At 69.1% G+C, this 17322-nt stretch carries 15 protein-coding genes; 3 read left to right on the top strand and 12 right to left on the bottom strand.

Annotated elements, in window-relative coordinates; genetic code table 11:
• Nucleotides 1-7 precede the first annotated feature (7 nt).
• Nucleotides 8-1840, top strand: coding sequence for a S9 family peptidase (locus FH608_RS23855; RefSeq protein WP_193318584.1), 1833 nt, complete (start codon nt 8-10; stop codon nt 1838-1840).
• Nucleotides 1841-2551: 711 nt separating this feature from the next.
• Here the strand turns inward: FH608_RS23855 and FH608_RS23850 are convergent.
• The 12 genes from FH608_RS23850 to FH608_RS23800 form a co-directional block, all read right to left on the bottom strand.
• The gene (locus FH608_RS23850; RefSeq protein WP_139632813.1) at nt 2552-3703 is read right to left on the bottom strand and encodes a hypothetical protein; all 1152 of its coding nucleotides are present in this window, start codon (nt 3701-3703) and stop codon (nt 2552-2554) included.
• Nucleotides 3704-3709: 6 nt separating this feature from the next.
• Nucleotides 3710-3988: a lantibiotic dehydratase C-terminal domain-containing protein gene (locus tag FH608_RS53850; RefSeq protein ID WP_264372918.1), complete on the bottom strand. Its 279-nt coding sequence runs from the start codon at nt 3986-3988 to the stop codon at nt 3710-3712.
• Nucleotides 3985-4533, bottom strand: coding sequence for a thiopeptide-type bacteriocin biosynthesis protein (locus FH608_RS23845; RefSeq protein WP_264372917.1), 549 nt, complete (start codon nt 4531-4533; stop codon nt 3985-3987). The genes FH608_RS53850 and FH608_RS23845 overlap by 4 nt, the downstream gene beginning before the upstream one ends.
• A 16-nt stretch (nt 4534-4549) precedes the next feature.
• Nucleotides 4550-5785, bottom strand: a complete 1236-nt coding sequence (locus FH608_RS23840) for a lanthionine synthetase C family protein (RefSeq protein WP_139632812.1) — start codon at nt 5783-5785, stop codon at nt 4550-4552.
• On the bottom strand, nt 5782-8850 hold the full coding sequence (locus FH608_RS23835; RefSeq protein ID WP_139632811.1) for a lantibiotic dehydratase: 3069 nt from the start codon (nt 8848-8850) through the stop codon (nt 5782-5784). Before FH608_RS23835 ends, FH608_RS23840 begins: the two co-directional genes overlap by 4 nt.
• Before the next feature lie 95 nt (nt 8851-8945).
• Nucleotides 8946-9143, bottom strand: coding sequence for an FxLD family lanthipeptide (locus tag FH608_RS23830; protein ID WP_139632810.1), 198 nt, complete (start codon nt 9141-9143; stop codon nt 8946-8948).
• A gap of 54 nt (nt 9144-9197) precedes the next feature.
• On the bottom strand, nt 9198-10400 hold the full coding sequence (gene fxlM, locus FH608_RS23825; RefSeq protein ID WP_226899826.1) for a methyltransferase, FxLD system: 1203 nt from the start codon (nt 10398-10400) through the stop codon (nt 9198-9200).
• Nucleotides 10401-10567: 167 nt separating this feature from the next.
• Nucleotides 10568-10834 carry a hypothetical protein gene (locus FH608_RS23820; RefSeq protein WP_139632808.1) on the bottom strand — a complete coding sequence of 89 codons (267 nt, stop codon included), beginning with the start codon at nt 10832-10834 and terminating at the stop codon, nt 10568-10570.
• A gap of 45 nt (nt 10835-10879) precedes the next feature.
• On the bottom strand, nt 10880-11191 hold the full coding sequence (locus tag FH608_RS23815) for a hypothetical protein (RefSeq protein WP_139632807.1): 312 nt from the start codon (nt 11189-11191) through the stop codon (nt 10880-10882).
• 194 nt (nt 11192-11385) lie between these two features.
• Nucleotides 11386-12294: a hypothetical protein gene (locus FH608_RS23810; protein ID WP_139632806.1), complete on the bottom strand. Its 909-nt coding sequence runs from the start codon at nt 12292-12294 to the stop codon at nt 11386-11388.
• Between the two features lie 152 nt (nt 12295-12446).
• Complete coding sequence (locus tag FH608_RS51615; RefSeq protein WP_193318583.1) at nt 12447-13232, bottom strand: SAM-dependent methyltransferase; 786 nt, start codon at nt 13230-13232, stop codon at nt 12447-12449.
• 637 nt (nt 13233-13869) lie between these two features.
• Nucleotides 13870-15072 (bottom strand): helix-turn-helix domain-containing protein, encoded by a 1203-nt coding sequence (locus FH608_RS23800; protein WP_139632804.1) that lies wholly within the window; start codon nt 15070-15072, stop codon nt 13870-13872.
• Between the two features lie 130 nt (nt 15073-15202).
• On the opposite strand from FH608_RS23800, the gene FH608_RS23795 reads away from it, so the two are divergent.
• Both FH608_RS23795 and FH608_RS23790 read left to right on the top strand, forming a co-directional pair.
• The gene (locus tag FH608_RS23795; protein WP_226899825.1) at nt 15203-15937 is read left to right on the top strand and encodes an HAD family hydrolase; all 735 of its coding nucleotides are present in this window, start codon (nt 15203-15205) and stop codon (nt 15935-15937) included.
• Nucleotides 15915-16532, top strand: coding sequence for a 2'-5' RNA ligase family protein (locus tag FH608_RS23790; protein WP_226899884.1), 618 nt, complete (start codon nt 15915-15917; stop codon nt 16530-16532). Before FH608_RS23795 ends, FH608_RS23790 begins: the two co-directional genes overlap by 23 nt.
• Nucleotides 16533-17322: the final 790 nt, after the last annotated feature.

Below are 17322 nucleotides of genomic sequence, written 5' to 3'. Positions count from 1 at the left end.
CTGTCACATGCCCGGATACCTGGACTTTGTCCCCCAGCAGCGATTCCAGCCCACCCTCGCACTGTCCCCAGACGGCCACCTGGTCGCCTACTCCAGCCACGCCTCCGGACACTACGACCTGTGGGTCGTTCCCGTCTCCGGTGGCGAGCCGCGCCGCGTGGCGGGCTTCGACGACCGAGCTGTCCGCCAGATCGCCTGGACACCCTCCGGCGATCGGCTGGTCTTCACCGCCGACGAAAACGGCGACGAGCAATTCCGCCTCTACCTCGTCGCTCTCGACGGCAGCGACCTGACCGAGATCAGCTCCGGGCCGGACTGCCAGCGCGTCCTGGCCACATCGCCGTTCGACCCGACCGGCCGCTTCCTGGCCTACACCGCCAACGACCGCGACCCCGCCGCTCAGGACCTCATCGTCCACGATCTGCAGACCAGTGAGCTCCGCCGCTTCACGCCCCCGCAAGGGGTTGCGTTCGAGGCCGCCAGCCTCTCCCCCGAGGGCCGCTGGCTACTGGCAACCGGGTTCCGTTCCAACACCGACATCGCCATCTACCTCATCAACCTGAGCGACCCAGACGCCGAGCCGGTCTGCCTGACATCCGCCCTGGGCGAGGGTGTCTTCGAGCCCGGAGTCTGGGCGGCGGACTCCAGCGGCTTCCACCTGCTCACCGACCACTGGAGCGAGTTCACCGCCGCCGCCTTCTACGACCTCGCAGCCAGCTCCCTGCAGGCGATCGCGCGCCCGAAGTGGGACGTCGAGGTCCTCGACGCCGCTGCGGGAGTCCGCATCTGGTCCGTCAACGAGGGCGGCAGCTCCCGCCTGCACGCCGACCGCGACGGCTCCCCTGTCTCGCTGCCCGGCATCCCGCCCGGCGTCATCTCCGCGCTGTCCCTGGCGCCTGACGCTTCCTTCGCTGTCCTCCTGATCAACTCCGCGGCGAGGCCGGCGGAAATAGCGGTGCTTGATCTAGCCCGCCACGAGTTCCGCTACCTCACCGACACCCGCCCCCCGGCGCTGCATGTCATCGACCCCGTCGCCCCCGAGCTGATCACCTACCCGGCCCGCGACGGACGCGACGTCCACGCTCTGCTCTACCGCCCGGACGGCCCCGGCCCGCACCCGGTCCTGCTGTCCATCCACGGCGGCCCGGAATCCCAGGAACGCCCCCTCTACGCCCGCTCCGGCCTCTACCAGCATCTTCTCCATCAGGGCATCGCCATCCTGGCCCCCAACTTCGCCGGATCCACCGGGTACGGCACCGCCCACCAGAAACTCATCTACTGCGACTGGGGCGGCATCGACCTCGACGACCTGGACCACGCCGTCAAATACCTCCACGCCCTCGACTGGACCGACCCGAACCGACTCGCCGTCATGGGGGCTTCCTACGGAGGCTTCGCCGCTCTGTCCTGCCTGGCCCGCCTCCCCTACCCCTGGGCCGCAGGCGTCTCCATATGCGGCCCCAGCAACCTCCTCACACTGGCGAAGGCGTCGCCCCCCACCTGGAAGACCTTCGTCGCCACTGTCCTCGGGGATCCCGACACCCGCGCCGAACAGCTCCTGGAGCGCAGCCCCGTCACCTACGCCGACGGCATCACCGCGCCCCTGTTCGTACTCCAGGGAGCCCACGACCCACGCGTTCCCCAGGCCGAATCCGACCAGATCGTCGCCCGGCTACGCGAACGCGGCGTCGAGGTTCGCTACGACATCTATCCCGACGAAGGCCACGGCTTCACCAACCGCGCCAACGAGCTGACCGCGTACGAGGCCATCAGCGCGTTCCTCCACAACCATTTGATCGCCACCACGGCCGACCGTCCCGAACCGCTCCACGTGGGCTGAAATGCCAAAATAGAACAGTGCTCACCCGTAAGACCGGATGGGCGCTGCCGAGAGCCCGTGCCACGGGATGTAGCTGGCCCGGGCATTGCGTTCGCTACACGCTGCTCAGCTATGCCCAGATCGCCGCTGTGGTCAACAATCCCGATGCCCGCGAACCGAAGACCTGAACTACAAGTGCGACATCCCCTCCGGGGAGAAGGGCAACGAGGACACCACCGTCGACGTCGCCACCTTCGCCAACCACATCGGTTGACTGATCGTCGTCGGCGTGGCCGAGGTCGGAGACATCCCGTCCAAGCCGTTGAACGTGTCCTTCATCAAGCTGCAGAGTCGGGTGCGTAACGCGGCGGCCACACGGGGCATCCCGATGCCTCGATTCGAGATGCGGAGGTAGCCAACCCTTCCGTCCCGGGCACGGGCTTCCTGCTCATCTCGGTACCACCAAGCCCGCAGGCTCCACACGCCGTCTCGCTCCCCGGTGCGAAGGACAGCCCGCTGCGTTGGCCGCGTCGGCACGGAGGCGACAAGGTGTGGCTCGGTGAGTCGGAGGTCGTCGCCGCTTACCGACGGCGCCTGATGGCGGCCGATGACCAGACCAAGCGCCTGCGCCAGGTGCAGAACGCGGTTATGGCTACTGCTACCGCGAGCGCACAAAGCCGGTGACCGCTGCCCCTGCAGGTGGCGGCAGGCTCTCTACTGGCCGTATCGCCGCTATGAGCGGACCGTCGAGGCAGGAGCAGTCGCCTCGACAGCGGCCGCGTCGAGAGACCGGGCGAGCACAGCCTCGCCGATCTCCACTGCGGTGTGGAGGTAACGCACCAGCGGCTGCGGGATCGCCTCGGCCCTCAGCCCGGCGGACTCCACAGCTGAGGCGAGTGCCCGCTGCTGGCGGGTCGTCAGTCTGGTTCTGCATCCTTGGTGGGACAGGGCGTCTCGGGCGGCGTACCCGTCCGCCGTCGCGATTAGGTCGCTGATCAGGCAGGCGAACACTTGGCCGGTCAGGGGCCGGTCGGCGTCGGCGAGGTCGAGGATGGTCAGGCCGAGACGGGTACGGAACACCACCAGTTCTGGTGTGCGGTCGAGTTCGAGGTAGTGGCGTTGTAGGTCGGCGCCGATGTTGCTGGTCGAGTGTCCGGCGGAGCGGTCGCACAGCATGGCCAGGCAGTCGGCCACCGCGTGCTCCCACGGCTGAACGAGGGTGCTGCCGGCGAGGAGCGCCGCGGCGGTGTCGGCGTGCCCGGCCAGGCAGTGCGCGACGACGGCGGCCTGCCGTCCGTCCAAGAGTCGCTCGCCGACGCCTCGGTACTGCTGCGCATGGGTGACGGCGTCCTGCCAGCGGCTGGAGCTGATCAGCGCCCGGATGCCTTCGGCGACGAACACCCCGTACAGCCACTGGCGGACCATCCGCAGGTCGTCGCTGGTGCGGGTGAAGGAGTCGAACGACACCGGGCGCCCGTCGATGTCGGCCCGCCCGCCGGAGCTGACGGCGTGGAGCAGGTTTTCGATCAGCTGGTAGCCGCCGAAGCCGTTGCCGGCGCGGATGGCCAGCCTGGCGAGGTTGACGAGCGGTTCCAGCGCCCGCCGCGCATGCTGGCCGCCCAGCGGCCACCCGAGCCGGTAGATGGTGAAATGCCGCCAGCACAGCGAGCGCGCCAGGCCCGGGACGCCGCAGTCGCTCGCGATCAGCGCTGCCTTGTTCAGCGTCTCGGCGGCAAGCGCGAGGTGGTCGGCGTCGGCCCGGTGTGCGGCCGCGTCGGCGAGGTCGCACAGCGCGGCGACGCGCGCCGTCAGCGGCGGGCACGCAGGTCGGGGGCGTGGGATCAGGGGGAACCGTTGAGCTGCCTGCTCCAGCACGACGTCCATGATCGTTTACTCCTCGGTGGTCCGATGGTGCCGAGCGGGGACGGGCCCGAACACCACCTGCTTGGCGGTGTGGGCCAAGACGGCCTGGGTGGTGTAGGGCATGCCGAGCCGGTTCCACGCGAAGACGATGTGGTGGGCGAGGACGGCGCGCAGGCCACGGTGCAGCAGCCCACTGGATGCCAGGCGGGCCAGTTGGCTCCCGGCAGCGGCGAACGCTGCCGCCCATTCGGCGGCGAACCCCAGCGGCGCGCCGTCGCGCAGGAGGGGGCCGGCGTCCACGCTCATGAGCCGCCGCAGCCCGGCCTCCAACGGGCGCCGTGCTCGGGCGGGATCGGGCTGGGCAGATCGCGGTGGTCGGCTACCCGTGCCCACACGTCGCCCTGCTCGTACCAGTCCAGCCCGGCCGCGCGGAGCAACACGGTGCACAGCAGGATCGACAGCTCGCGGCGGCGCTGCATACCTGGCGAGTGGGTGAGGTGGTGGAGAAGGTGCCGGCTGTCGAGGTGGAACAGGTCGTGAGAGCACCACATGGCTTCGGCGCCGCCGAAAGCGTGCTGTTCAGGCTCGTAGACGGCCTCGGTCGCGGTGTCGATGTGGCGTTGCCGGATGAGGTTGTTCAGGTGGGCCCGGAAGTGTGGCTGCGTTCGGCCGCTGCTGGGCGCGTATCGGATGCGCCAGCAGGGCCTCTTGCGCATGAAGAACCAGGCGGTGATGAGCCGTTCATGTTCGGCCGCTTCCAGCAGCGGAGCGAGGTGGGTCACCGCGATGTGCTCGGCGCTGGCCCAGTCGGGGAAGGCGAGGTTGACTTGCCGCCACGGGCAGGTATCCATGCAGGTTCTCCGATGGTCAGGCCAGCAGCAGGAAGGTGTCCCAGCGCGATGCTGGCGCGATGCCGGTGCCGATGGTGTGCAGGGCGAGCGCGGCCCCGGCGGCGCCGTCGAGGAGTTCGGGTCCGGGCAGGCTCCGGGATAGCTGCTCGGTCAGCCGGTGGGCCAGGTTGGGGAGCTCGGCACTGATCTGGGAGGTGTGGGCGTCGGCGGCCATCCACCAGGCGGCTTGGAGCAGCCCGGCTGTGCCGTGGCACAGGCCGATCTCTGGGAGCCGGTCGAGTTGCGCGGGATCGCGCAGCGTCGCCAGCATGGCGGCCTCAGCCGCCTGTTTGCGGGTGTGGTCGCCGAGCGCCATGCCCGCCAGTTGCTGGGCGCGGGCCGTGCCGCTGATCCCGTAGCACCACGACGGCCGGGGCCGCTGCGACGGGTCGACGCGCTGGGTACACGCCTGGTCGTGGGTGATGTATCCGGGCCACCACGGTCCGGCGTCGTCGTGCTGCCGCCAGGTGTCGGTCCAGCCGCAGATGGCTTCGATCGCTTCTTTCACGCCGGCGACGCCGGCGTTGCGGATCACGGCCAGGGAGAGGAGGGCCAGCGCCGAGCAGATGCCGTGGGACATGCCCAGGTTGCCGTGTCCGTGCGGGTAGTCCGAGCTGGGCTCCCCGTTGGGTGCGACGCTCGTCCACCACGGCGGCAGCTCGCCGCCTGCGGGCAGCGGTTCGGTCAGGCGGACGAGGTAGGACAGCACCTCGCCGGTGATCGGGTGATCGGGATGGCGTCTGAAATGGTAGGCGCCCAGGCCGGCCAGCCCGCGGATCAGATCGAATTCCTTCATCTCGGGTCGTTCGCCGCAGTCGATGCGGGCGTGAGCTGCGGTCAGGCGTGTGCGGGTGAGGGTCATGACGGCGTCGTCCAGGCGGGCCAGTGCGCCCCGATATCGGCCCGAGTCGTCTGCGGCCGCGTGCGTGACGAAGGCCAAGGCGGGAGCGCCGAAGAACAGGCCGGCGTTGGCCGCCGCCGTCAATGCGCCGGAGGCGGCCACGTGCAGCCAGGCGTGCGCGGTGGCGGGGTCGCCGTGGCCGGAGTGGGCGCGCTCGATGTGCAGCAGGGCGATACCGGCTGCACCGCCCGCGAGGGATTGCGGCCAGATCCGTCCGTTGCCGGGAGGTTCGGCGACCCATGGCTGGGGGTCGGCCAGCGCCGTGGCGATGGACCCGGCTACCGCCAGCGCGTGGGGCTGTGGCGCGCTCATGGTCTGCTCCTTGTGGGGCGGTTGGTCCAGCTCAACGCGGCGGCGCGGGCCAGGTGCAGGCACGCCCGCTCGCTGGACAGCGAGGGTCCGGCCATGCGGACGTGGTGCAGGTGCAGCAGATCCGGCAGCACCACCGCGGGCGGCGTTCCCGTCTCCTCCAGCGTGCGGCGGTAGGCGGCCAGCGTCCGCCGTCGCCGCTCCCAGCACGTGATGATCTGCTCGCCTGCCGGTTGCGCTGCGTGGAGCTCGGCGTGGTCGTCCGGGGCGGCCAGGCGTACGGCCTGCTCGTAGATAGCCCGGTCGGGGGCGGAAGCGTCGGGGCGGGTGTGGTCGATCAACCACCGCATCGCCGCGGCACGGTCGCCGAGCAGCGCGGCGGCGATGTCGAGCATGCTGGCGGCGGCCAGGGCGTGCAGGTGGGGCCCTCCCAGAGAGGTGACCGCGAGCACCTGGGCGAGGGCCGCGGCCGAGTCGGCGGCGAAGTACGCCTCGGCCGCCGCCTCGGCGTCGGGCCCGCCGAAGCGGGCGGTCTCCGGGAAGTAGGTGTCCCACTGCACGCGCCCGGTAAGCCTGGCCCGTCGCAGCTGCTCGCTCCACGCGGCGACCTCGGCGGCGGTAGCGGCGAATGCGCCGGTGGGCACTGTGAGGCGGATGCGGAGATGGTGATCGGGGTCGTGGTAGCGCAGGAACCACCATGGGGCGTCGCTGCCGAGCGCCTCGGTCAGGCGCGGCAGGTGGCGGGTGAGGATGGCGTCGTGCCGGTCGGGGTGGCCGTACACCTTGACCGACAGCCGCCCGTCCTGGCCAGGCAGGCGGCCGTGGGAGCGGCGGGTCACCGTGGGCGGGAGCGGGGGCGGCTCGGCTGGCGGGAGGGTCGTGGCGAGCGGGATCACGAGCTCGTGGGCGCCCCCACCGATCCACCCGGCCGCCTCAGGCTCGGGTGCGGCGCGCAGCACAACGGTGCCGGCGCGGTCCACTTGGGCGCGCAGCAGGGCGCGGTGCGCGGGCTCGGCGAGGTTGAGCCGAAGGTGCTGGTCTCCCCCGCCGAGGGAGACCGTCTGCGGGAGCGCGACCTGCTCGGCCCATCTGGTCAGCGTGCTTTCCCATTCCTGCCATACGGCCGCCGGCGCGGGCAGGTCGGCCGTGGTGAGCCGCCACCGTGCGGGCGAGAGGATAGTGCGCCGGTAGCGCAGCGCCGGAACGAACGGCAGCGCCGCGGCGGCACCCCAGTCGAAGCCCGCGCACGGGGCGCGCAGAGCGTGCGGGGCTTCCAGGAGGAACCGCACGAGTGGGTGCGTGTGCTGGCGCGGGTTCACCGCGTTGAGGGCCACGGGCTCGACGACGCGGCGGCGGGAGCGCGACACGAGGTAGACTCCGTGCCGGTCAGCGGTGACGGCCACGTCGTCCAGAGCGACCGGGCGGGCGCCGGGGTACTGGCCCACGGGCAGCAGGTCGGGCAGCACTTGGGGGACGCGGGCGACGTTCTCGGTACTGGTGTAGGGCGAAGGCGCCGAGACTTGCACCGCGAGCGCGTCCCGTACGCCGGTGGGGAGCTTCGCGTACGTGGCCGTCATCGGCTGCCGGTCGGCGGGGTCGAGCAGGTCGAGGAACCGGCCGGTGGTGGTGCCGGCCGTGCGCGATACCCCGGTGACGGCGAGCGTGAACGTACCCTCGGCCAACGCCTGCGTGCTGGGGGCGTCGATGCGTACGGTCAGCTCCGTGGTCGGCTGAATCAGTGTCTGCGTGTCCACTGGGCTGAGCTGGGCGATCAGGTCGTCATCGAGCCGGATCTCGCGCTGGCGGCGCACCGCGGCGTTCTGTGCCAGGGCCAGCAGCGTGCTGTCGCGATCGGTCAGCACCTCGCCGCCCAGGCCGGGGGCGCCGATGTAACCGGGCGGGTAGCCGAGCCCGGTGTCGGCGTCGACCACGTCCCGCAGCGGGACCAGGGCGCGCAAGCCGTAGCGGTCCAGGAACCGCTCGTGCCAGGCCAGCCAGCCCGCGTTCAGAGCAAGGCGGCGGGCCAGGCGGACGAGCGCGGCTGCTGCCGCGGCTGCTTCCGCCGCCACGGCAGCCGGCACCATCACGTGCCCATCCAGCCGTAAATCGAGTGTGAGCGGCGGGCGTGTCGCAGGGTGGAGGGCTGTCATCGCGGCGGCCGCGCGCGCCCGGTGACCGCCCGCCGCGGTGGCGGGTGCGTGGTCGTGCCGGGTGAGCTCCTCGGCGATGCCGCGCAGGCCCTTGACGATGTCGGCCACCTCGCTGATGTCTTCCGCGTCCACGGCGTCCAGCTCGTGCAGCAGGTACCGGAGCGGGTCGCAGGTCGTCATGGGCGGGCGCAGGCTGGTGAGCAGGAGGCGCTGGGCGACCAGTTCGGCCACGAGCGCCTCGATGCTGCGTTCGGGGGTGTGCGGGGAGGTGCCCGATAGCCGGGCCACCAGGTCCGCGACGGGGAGGGGGTCACGCGCCAGCCGGAGGGCTTCCCGTACGGGGGCGGTGGCGCGCACGCTCACCTCCCCTGGGGCGCCGCCCGCCTCAGTGCTGGCGCGGTGCTCAAGCACCAGGCGGCCGTCCCGCTCGAACGCGAAATTGTTGGCGACCACGGTCAAGCGTCGCTGGAGCGCTGTCTCGCCTTCCAGCCGCTGAACGATCGCGGCGAGCCATTCGGCTGTGACACGGGCGATCGGGCGGTGCGCGTCCCCGATGCGCACCTCAGGCAGGTCCGTTGCGGTGCTGATGCGAGCCGGAGCGACGCCGGCGAACAGGCCGAACGGTGTCGGGCGGGTGGAAGCACGCAGCAGGTAGCGCATCACCGCGAGGACCGCGCGGCGCACTGCCGGGACAGGCACCGGCCGTCCATCGAGGATCGTGCACACCCGCCGCGCCAGATCCGGGCTGGCCTGCTCGACGGCCGCTGCGAAGCCGGGCGCCTGCCACGTGCGAGCCAGCCAGGCCCGCCAGGAGGTGGGGCCGGCGTCCGACCCGGTCAGATCAGGCCACGAGGGTGGCGGCTGGTCTGGCCGCCATGCCGGGGCACGTAACACCGCGGTGTTGAGGTAGTGGTACATCTGCCGCTCCCGCATCGGGGTTGCCCGGCCGGTGGTGAGCCGCGCCGGCCGGGCGTTCGGGTCAGGCGTCGGATCTGTTCAGGCGCACGGGGCGCTTACGGGCAGCTGTTGCACGCGGTCGCGCACGTCGAGTTGCAGCCGTCGTCGGTCATGCGGATGAGCTGCTCGGCGGCCACGCCGGACTCGATGATGGACACGTCCAAGTCCGTCCACTCGTCGTCGCTCCAGCCGGTATTCCTCGGCGGCACGGGCAAGGCTGCCGCGACTGGCGGGTTGAGCTGGGTCATGGACATGGTGAACCTCCTTCGTGGGGGCGGTTGGGTTCCCCGGGGGTGTCCCCCGGCGGTCTATGGCCAGGTGACCACGACGGTCCCGTGCCGCTTCGCGAAGACGCCTGCGGAAAGGGTCGGCGCGTTCGCGGGCATCGGGATGTACCGGATGGACGCGGCACCGCGGCGGTGATACTCGCTGACCCACTGGCGCAGCAGCTCCACGTACCGGGCGGCGACCTGCTCGGCGGCCGGGCCGTGCGCGTAGACGCCGCTCTCGTATCCGCCGGTCTGGTCGTTTTCCCGCCTGGTCCGGTAGGCGAAGCTGTCGCCGCTGATCAGCGCGGGCACACCCCGCAGCGTCGAGGGAGCGAGCAGCTCCTGGTCGACGCGTCGCTGGTCAGCGTGCAGCATCGTCATGTGCGGGTCGGTGGTGAGCAGGAACAGCACCACCTCGTCGGGCATGTCGAACGCGGTCCCGGACCAGCGTGCGATGCGCGGCAGGTGCAACGCCCGGCGCAACGCATCCGTATCGACCGTGAGGGTGTCGTCGTCGAGGCGCAGCACCACCCCGTCGTCGATGCTTACGGCGCGCTCGGTGTGAGAGCCGGCCCCCTGGACCGGCACAAAGGAACACAAACCGTAGCCGCGGCTGACCAGACCCGAGCGGTCACGGTCGAACGCGATCCAGCGGGTCACCCCCGCGAACCGGAGCGGGACGACGATCCGGCCGGTGTCGGTGAGCTGCTCGATCCATGCGGGCGGGATATCCCAGCTCCCGGCCGTGATGATGATCCTGTCGTAGGGGGCAGACATGGCGAGTCCCTGCTCCGCGTCGGCCAGCACCACGTGGACGTGGTCGTAGCCGGCCTCGCGCAGGAAGGTGCCAGCGCGCTCGACGATGTCCGGGTCGATGTCCACCGTGGTGACGCGTCCGCTTTCGCCGACGAGCTCGGCCAGCAAGGCGGCGTTGTAGCCGCCGGACCCAACCTCCAGAACGCGCATGCCCGGTTCGATCTCCGCCTGTTCCAGCATGGTGGCCTGGAGGTGAGCGGCGGAAACGGAGCTGAGGGTCATACCGTTGGCGTCGGCTTTGACGATCGGCGCGGTGTTCGCGGCGTACGCGGTCTCCAACGTCTCGCCCGGCGTGAACAGGTGGCGCGGCACGGTGGCGATGGCTGCCGCCACACGCTCAGACTGGATCGCCCCCTGCTCGCGCAGTTCGCGCACCATGGCGGCACGTAGCGCGGAGGCGTCTTGGACGTCGTTGTCGATGGTCACCGGTTGGGTCCCCTCTTCTTTGGTTGTGATGGGCAACTGGTCGATGATGGCTGTGGGTGGACTGCTGGGCGGAGTTAGCCGCGCCGTCCCTTCTCTCTCCTCGGCCATCGCCCCCCGATGGCGCCGTGCTGGCTGGAGCACGGCGAGGGGGAGCAGAGATGCGGGTGTTAGCAGAAGCCGGCGACGCGGTTGGGCGGGTCCCATCCGCTGGCCTGCAGTTCTTGGTCCCGCTCCTGCAACCACGTCTCCACCGTCGTGCCCGCGGGCAGCGGCACGATGCGGTTGAGCAGCATGCGCCTGCTGTTGTTGGGGCCGCTGCGTGTGTGTTCCTCGTGCAGGAGCGTGCCACCGCGCACGGGGACCGCCACCAAGATGACCCACCGTTCGTGGCTGCCATCGATCTCGCGGCCGTACACATACGACGTCGCCGTCACGTCCATAGGCTTCTTCCTGGAATCGGGTCGTACGCATTGGCTGCCTCACCCGCTACGCCGGTTTCCAGGCGCGCCGTAGCGGGTGAGCCTCGACGCCTGTCGTGCGGACATGACCGGCAGGTCCGGCATCCGCCAGCCGGGCGGCGCCACACGGTCCATCAGCGTGAGGAGCTGGTCAGGGACGGCCGCCCGCAGGATTAGCCCGCCCGGAGGGCAGTCGCGCCCCCGGTAGTAGGCGATGAACTCACGCCTGTGGAGGGAGTACTCCACGTGGAACCAGCCGTGGGCGACCAGCTCGAGTTCCTGGACCGTCTGGCGTGCTACCTCGTCAGCGGCGGCTTCGTCGCGCGCCAGCATCGGTGTCTCCTTGAGGACGGGATGGATTGATGGCGCAGGCCGGAGCGGGCTGGGGTTCTCCCGGCCTGCGCCAGGTGCGGGGCGGCGGGGACGACGACACCGGGCACACCCCGCACGGGGCGCGGCCCAGCAGCGCAGCCCCGCGGGGAGGGCAGCACCGGTACGGGTTGCCGCGCCAGCATCGACGGCTCCGGTCAGAGCCGGGCCAGCAGGTGAGCGAGCCAAGCACGTCCGGCGTCGGAGAGGCGGGTCTGCTCGGGGTGGCGCACCTGGTGGCCGTGTTCGACGGCATACAGCCGGGCCAGCGTCCATAACGCGGTCAGCCCGGCCGCCTGGGCGGCTGGCAGCTCGTTCCACGCGGGAATGCTCGCCATCAGCGCCTCGGTGTGCTCGGGGCTGTAGCCGGCCTCAACGAAATGCGGGGCGAGCAGCGCCGGGTCGACGCCGGCGGCGCCCCGGCATGCCTGCGACCAGTCCACTGCGTACACCTGGCCGTCCTTGATGCGCAGGTGCCGCGGGCTGAGGTTGCCGTGCAGCAGCGTGTCGCCCTGCAACGCCTCCAGGTCGAACCCGTGGAGCGCGTCCTCGAACAGGTCCCGCCCGCGCAGCACGGTGGGCGCCTTGTTGAGCATGTGGTTGGCCATCGCCCACATGCTGGTGACCAGGTCGAACACGGGCCGGGCGCGCTCATCCGTGCCCGGGGTGAGCACCTTGCCCAGCCGCTGCACGGCGTCCAGGACGAGCGGTACGTCCAGCGACTCCGGGTCCGGCGACAGAAACGCGTGATCGGCGTTGTCGTTGATGAGCTCGTAGGCCAGCACCAGCCAGCCGTCCACCGCGGTGGTCCACAGCAGGCGCGGCGCCGGCGCGTCCAGGGGCAGGCTCAGGCTTGCCGACCGCTCCCGCTTGTAGAGCAGCAGCTCCGGGCTGCGCATTGGGGTGGCGCGGAGGAACACGGCCTGGCGGGTGCCGTACACATGCAGGGCCAGACCGTGCCGGGAGGTGCTGACCGGCTGGATGCGGTCGATCGGGCCGGTGGGCCCTTTCACGATGAGCTGGCGGATGGTGTACGGCAGCCTGGCCAATTCGGGAAAGTCGCTCACGGTTCCTCCAAGGAGGGCGGGAAAGATGTTGGCCGTCTCGCGCCCCGGGGAGAGGAACGAAGCTCGTCCCCGGGGGGCGAGACGGTGGTGCGACACGGGCCGCCCGGTGCGCTCGGGACGGCACGCATCGTTCAGCGGGCGGCGCGGCGGTTTCACCGCGTCGCCATCCACATGAGGAAGTGCGGGGCCTCCTCCGGAGACGGCCCCTCCTCGGGCATGAACTCGATCGTGCGGACGACACTCGGGGGATCGGCGATGGCGAAATTGCCGGCCAGCGCCGTGATCTCCCCCACGGTGCGGGGGTAGATACGGATGTCGTGCTGGGCCTCGTAGGTGGCTTTGCCGTGCGCGACCACTTCGGGGTCTACGCCGGTGCTGGTCAGGTGTGTGACGACCACCATGCTGCCTGCCGGCAGGCGATCCCACAGGTCGGCCATGAGCTGGGCCGCTTCCTGATCGGTCAGGAAGTGCAGCACCGCCCCGAGAATCACGGCGATCGGCCGGTCCAGGTCCAGGTGCGCCTCGACCGCTTGGAAGACCTTCGTGGTGTCGCGCAAGTCCGCCTGCTCCGCCTGCGCTATACCCCGCAGGAGGGCTCGGCCCGCCGTGATCGCGGTGATGTCAGAGTCGATGAGCAGCCACCGCGTCTCCGGCTGTTCGTGCGCGGCGACGACCGCCAGGTCAGGCAGTTTCCGGGCGTCCAGGCCTTGCATGGGGCGGCCGCCGCCCAGGTCGGCGAACTGGTCGAAGCCGATGCCGGTGAGATAGCGGACCGCCCTGATGAGCGCTTCGGCGTTCTCCCGGACGACGTCGTCCACCCTGTCGATCGCGGCGCGCAGCTCGGCGACGGCTTCCCGGTCGGCGGCGAGGGCGTCGTTCTCTGCGCCGCGCAGAGAGGCGTACGTGCGGGACGGCGTCGCGATGAACGGGTTGATCATGCTTCCCGGTCCTGTGGATTCGGTTGTCATATGGGCCTCTGTTGGATACGGGGAGCCGGACGGAGCACTGCAGGACCAGCACCGGACCGAGCGATGTCCCGCATGCCATCGGCATACGCGCCGGCGGCCACGCTGGCTGGCCTCGTGCCCGCTCGGGAGGCAAGCAGGATGTTCCACACGCCCACCAGCGCCGTGCGTAGCGATCTCAAGCCGACGCATCGCACTGAGCACCCCGGCAACGTGAGCCAGTAGCAGCCAGGCGGCATCTGCCGCTGCGTAGGAGGGAGGTTGACGTGGCGCCTGATATCGAGAACTCGCCGATCGGGTAGTTCCCAGTCGTCGGCGGTGCCGACGGGGACCAGGAAATACAGGGCGCGTTCTGCTGGATCGACGATGACCGGCAGGCTGGCGTCGGACAGGCGTTGGAGCATGGCCAGGCCGATGTGCCTCGGCACACGGATGCCATCCCATTCAGCCGCCATCGCCGCGATTTGCGTGCCAGCGGCAGTCTGGACTGTGTTTGCCATCCCTTGCATTGGTCACCATCGCTGTTCGTCGAGTGACGTTTCCAGCGACGGTAAGGACGGCGAGAGGGACTCACCCGAACTGTCAGTTCGGGTAACCAGCAGCTAGGAGATCAAACAGAGCTTAGGCGCTCAGCCAGGGCATCAACCTGTCGGCGATACGTAGCCCGTACACGACGACGGAGACGGGTGACCATGTTTCGAGCGAGCGGGTTCCTGGCCAGGTCCTCGGGGGCCATCTGCTCCAGGTCGAGGAGGTGTACCAGCACGGCCGGGTCTTCGCGACGCAAGTCGTAACAGCGAGCAACTTCCAGGAGGAACGTGAAACGGCGCTCGATCGACGGTAGGTGACTGGTGTCGATCTGATCCGCAACGCGTAGGGCCTCTGCGGCCTCGCCGGCCTCCATTTCGATGCTTACCGCGTGGAGTTCAACGTTGGTAGGACCGAAGACAGTCCACATCGTGTTGCCCTCGCCGACCTGCTGTGCCCGCGGCGTGGCGTTGCTGGAGAGGCGTTCGCGTGCTTGCCCCCACCGCTTGCGCCGAGCGTCGGCGACGACCGCGACCAGTTCCAGCGCACCCGCCATCGCGATCGTGTCTGCGTCCCGTGGCAGGGCACGCAGACCTTCAATGCCTCGGAGCGCGACCTGCTTGGCTCCCTCGTACTCGCCATCGGCGAGAAGAACATGTCCAAGATTCCACTGCGCCGCACTCAACCGAATCGGATCATCAGCGTCCTCGGCTGCGCGCAACGCTCGGTCCGCAACCATGAGCGATAGCTCAACCCGCCCAGCACGACGGCAATACGAGCGAAGCATGAAATAGAGGTCTGCGGCCGTTCTCAGAACATCCCGCCGCGCCGCGCTGTCAGAGCTGAGGCGGTGAGCTCGTATGGCGTTCTCGGTATCGACGATGAGAGCAGGGAGAACGGAGGCGGCCTCGGTGAAACGCTTCGGACTGGTTTGCCAGATCCGCCATACCGACTCCACTCGCTCACGTAGCTCGGCCAGCGTCACGGGCTGCGCGCTGCCAGCCGGCCCGTACCCCATCAGGGCGGTGACGACGCTGTCGGCAACGTAGGCATTCTCTGCCAGGAGTTCGTTGCGTTTCTCACCCAGAAGAGCCGAAACCGGGACCCCGAGTTCAGCCGCGAGGGCTTGGAGCACTGGTAGAGAGGGGATCTTCAAGCCACGCTCGATTTGGCTCAGGTACTCTTCGGTGATACCGCATAGCCCGGCGACGGCGGCTTGTTTGCGGTGCTTCTTTTCTCGCCAATAGCGAATACGTTCGCCGATGGGAAGCGCAGAGACGCTCATCCGACCCCCTGCCTATTGATGCATCGAGCGTAGGCGGGCCCAGGTGCACAGGGCCAGATCTACACGAGTGTGTGACAGTCTGGAGCAGCGATGGGTGAGGTTGGAGGAATCAATGATGGATCGCCGAATCGTGCTGTGGGACATCGACCATACCCTCATCGACACAAGGGGCGTCGGTCGCGAACTGTCAGCCCAGGCATTCGAGCAGGTGACAGGCGTACCCATGCTCAAGCAGGCGAAGATCGACGGCATCACCGAATCTGTGATCTTCCGGGAGACCGCTAGACTCCATGGGTTGCATACCGACCGGCACGACTTCGAACGGTTCGCTTCAGCGCTCACCAAGGCGCACCTCGCGCGGGCTGCGGAGTTGCGGGAGCGTGGCCACGCACTACCTGGCGCCGCCGCGGCTCTGAACGCCCTGAGCGCGATACCCGGTGTTGTTCAGACCGTTCTGACGGGAAACGTACGAATGGTCGCGGAAATCAAGCTCCAAGTCTTCGGCCTTGACAGGCATATCCGCTGGGACATCGGGGCCTTCGGGGAGGACGATGACGTGCGCGCCGAGCTGGTGCGCATCGCACTAGGACGAGCTACATCCGTGTTTGGGGAACCGGTCGCGCCCGGCAATGCGACTCTCATCGGAGATACGCCGGCCGATGTCGAAGCCGCCCTGGAAAACGGCGTACCAGTGATCGCGGTGGCATCGGGGCGAAGCTCCGCTGATGACCTGCGTGACGCCGGGGCTGTCCGTATCCTGCCCAGCCTTGGGAATACGGACTCAGTCGTGACCATGGTGCAGGAGGCGACGACCTCCCAAGTGGAAAGGCGGGCCCTTGGCAGTGGAAGAGACCACGACGCGTGACCATTGGTGGTGGCGACCAGGCTGGCGCGTCGGCCGCTCGTACTACACCTGGCACATCCTCGTCGAAGATCAGCCCGCCATCCACGAGTTCGCGCAGGCACTTCAGCCTGAGCTGGCAGCAACAGGGGTGCTCGGCCCGATCCCGCTGGAGTGGCTCCATATGACGATGCAGGGCGTCGGCTTCGCCGACGAGGTCAGCGACGAGGACCTGCACGCGATCGCCGCAGCGGTGAGTGCACGTGTAGCCGCGGTCGGGCCCGTGCCCGTCACCTTGGGGCCTCCAGTCGTGGATCCCGAAGGGGTCAACCTGCCCGTCCGGCGGATCGAGGCGGTGAACGCGGTTCGGCTTGCGGTTCGTGACGGCATCGCTGATGTCTGGGGAACGGACCGGGTATCAGAAGCGGCGGACAGGTTCAGGCCTCACGTGAGCCTGGCCTACTCCCACAGCACTGGGGCGCCCCTGGCACCGATCCAGAACATACTCGCCCAGCACACCACCGAAATCCCAGTCGTGGTGAACCGTGTCTCGCTGATCGACATCAACCGCGACAACGGCATCTACTGGTGGCGCCTCATCCAGCATGCATCCTTGTGAACTCCTGACAGAGCATGAGGGCTGGGAGAGCTCACCCCACCGGTTTGCTCTTCCCCGCCCTCGCCTCGGTCGCCCGCGCTCCCAGATCCTGGGTGTGAATACGCCCGGCTGTACCACTCGAACATTGAGTTCCGTGTCCTGAGCTGCGGTTAAGCGGGGTGGCGGCATTCGCTGATCATGCCTGCACACCTCGCCGGACGCCTTGGCCACACCGATCGCAGCCACCCGTGCCACGATCCGTTCATGCTCCGCCTCGGGAATCTCCCTCTGGATCCTGCATCACCACAACCGACCACGCTCCTCAACAGATCGCGTACCCAAACAGGCGGGTGCTCGCGGGGCCTCGGTCGGGAAGCGAAGATCGTGTTTGTCGGTCACAGAGCTACACCGGTGTGCCCGGACACCAGGCGCCGCACCTCCTCTAGAGCCAATGCCATGTAGTTAAGCGCCTGCGGGCCAAGTCAAGGCCGTCTGAAATAGACACGGAGCTCCTGCTAGAACGGTGTCGACCAAGATCACTGTTCGGCGCGGGAGCCCCGTTGGAAAACAAGTCTGTCATCAATCGCACCCTTGTGGTGGCCTCGGGCGCCTTTGCGCCCGGCCATCTGGGGGAGCTGACGCAACTGGTGCCCTTCGAGATGGTCGATGAGGCACTGCAGCAGAGGCCGCGCCCAGGGAAGTGGTGTTTGAGAAGGTCACCCGTAATCGGTGACTATTAGGAAGCTATCGCCTCAGTAGTCACTTTAGCATCGTTTGTCTTGTTTTCGAGATCGGGTGATGCGGTGTTCTT

This window comes from Nonomuraea phyllanthi (assembly GCF_006334985.2).
GTDB classification, from domain to species: domain Bacteria; phylum Actinomycetota; class Actinomycetes; order Streptosporangiales; family Streptosporangiaceae; genus Nonomuraea; species Nonomuraea phyllanthi.
Note: the sequence above shows the minus strand (reverse complement) of the source record. Positions and strands in the feature narration are given on the sequence as shown.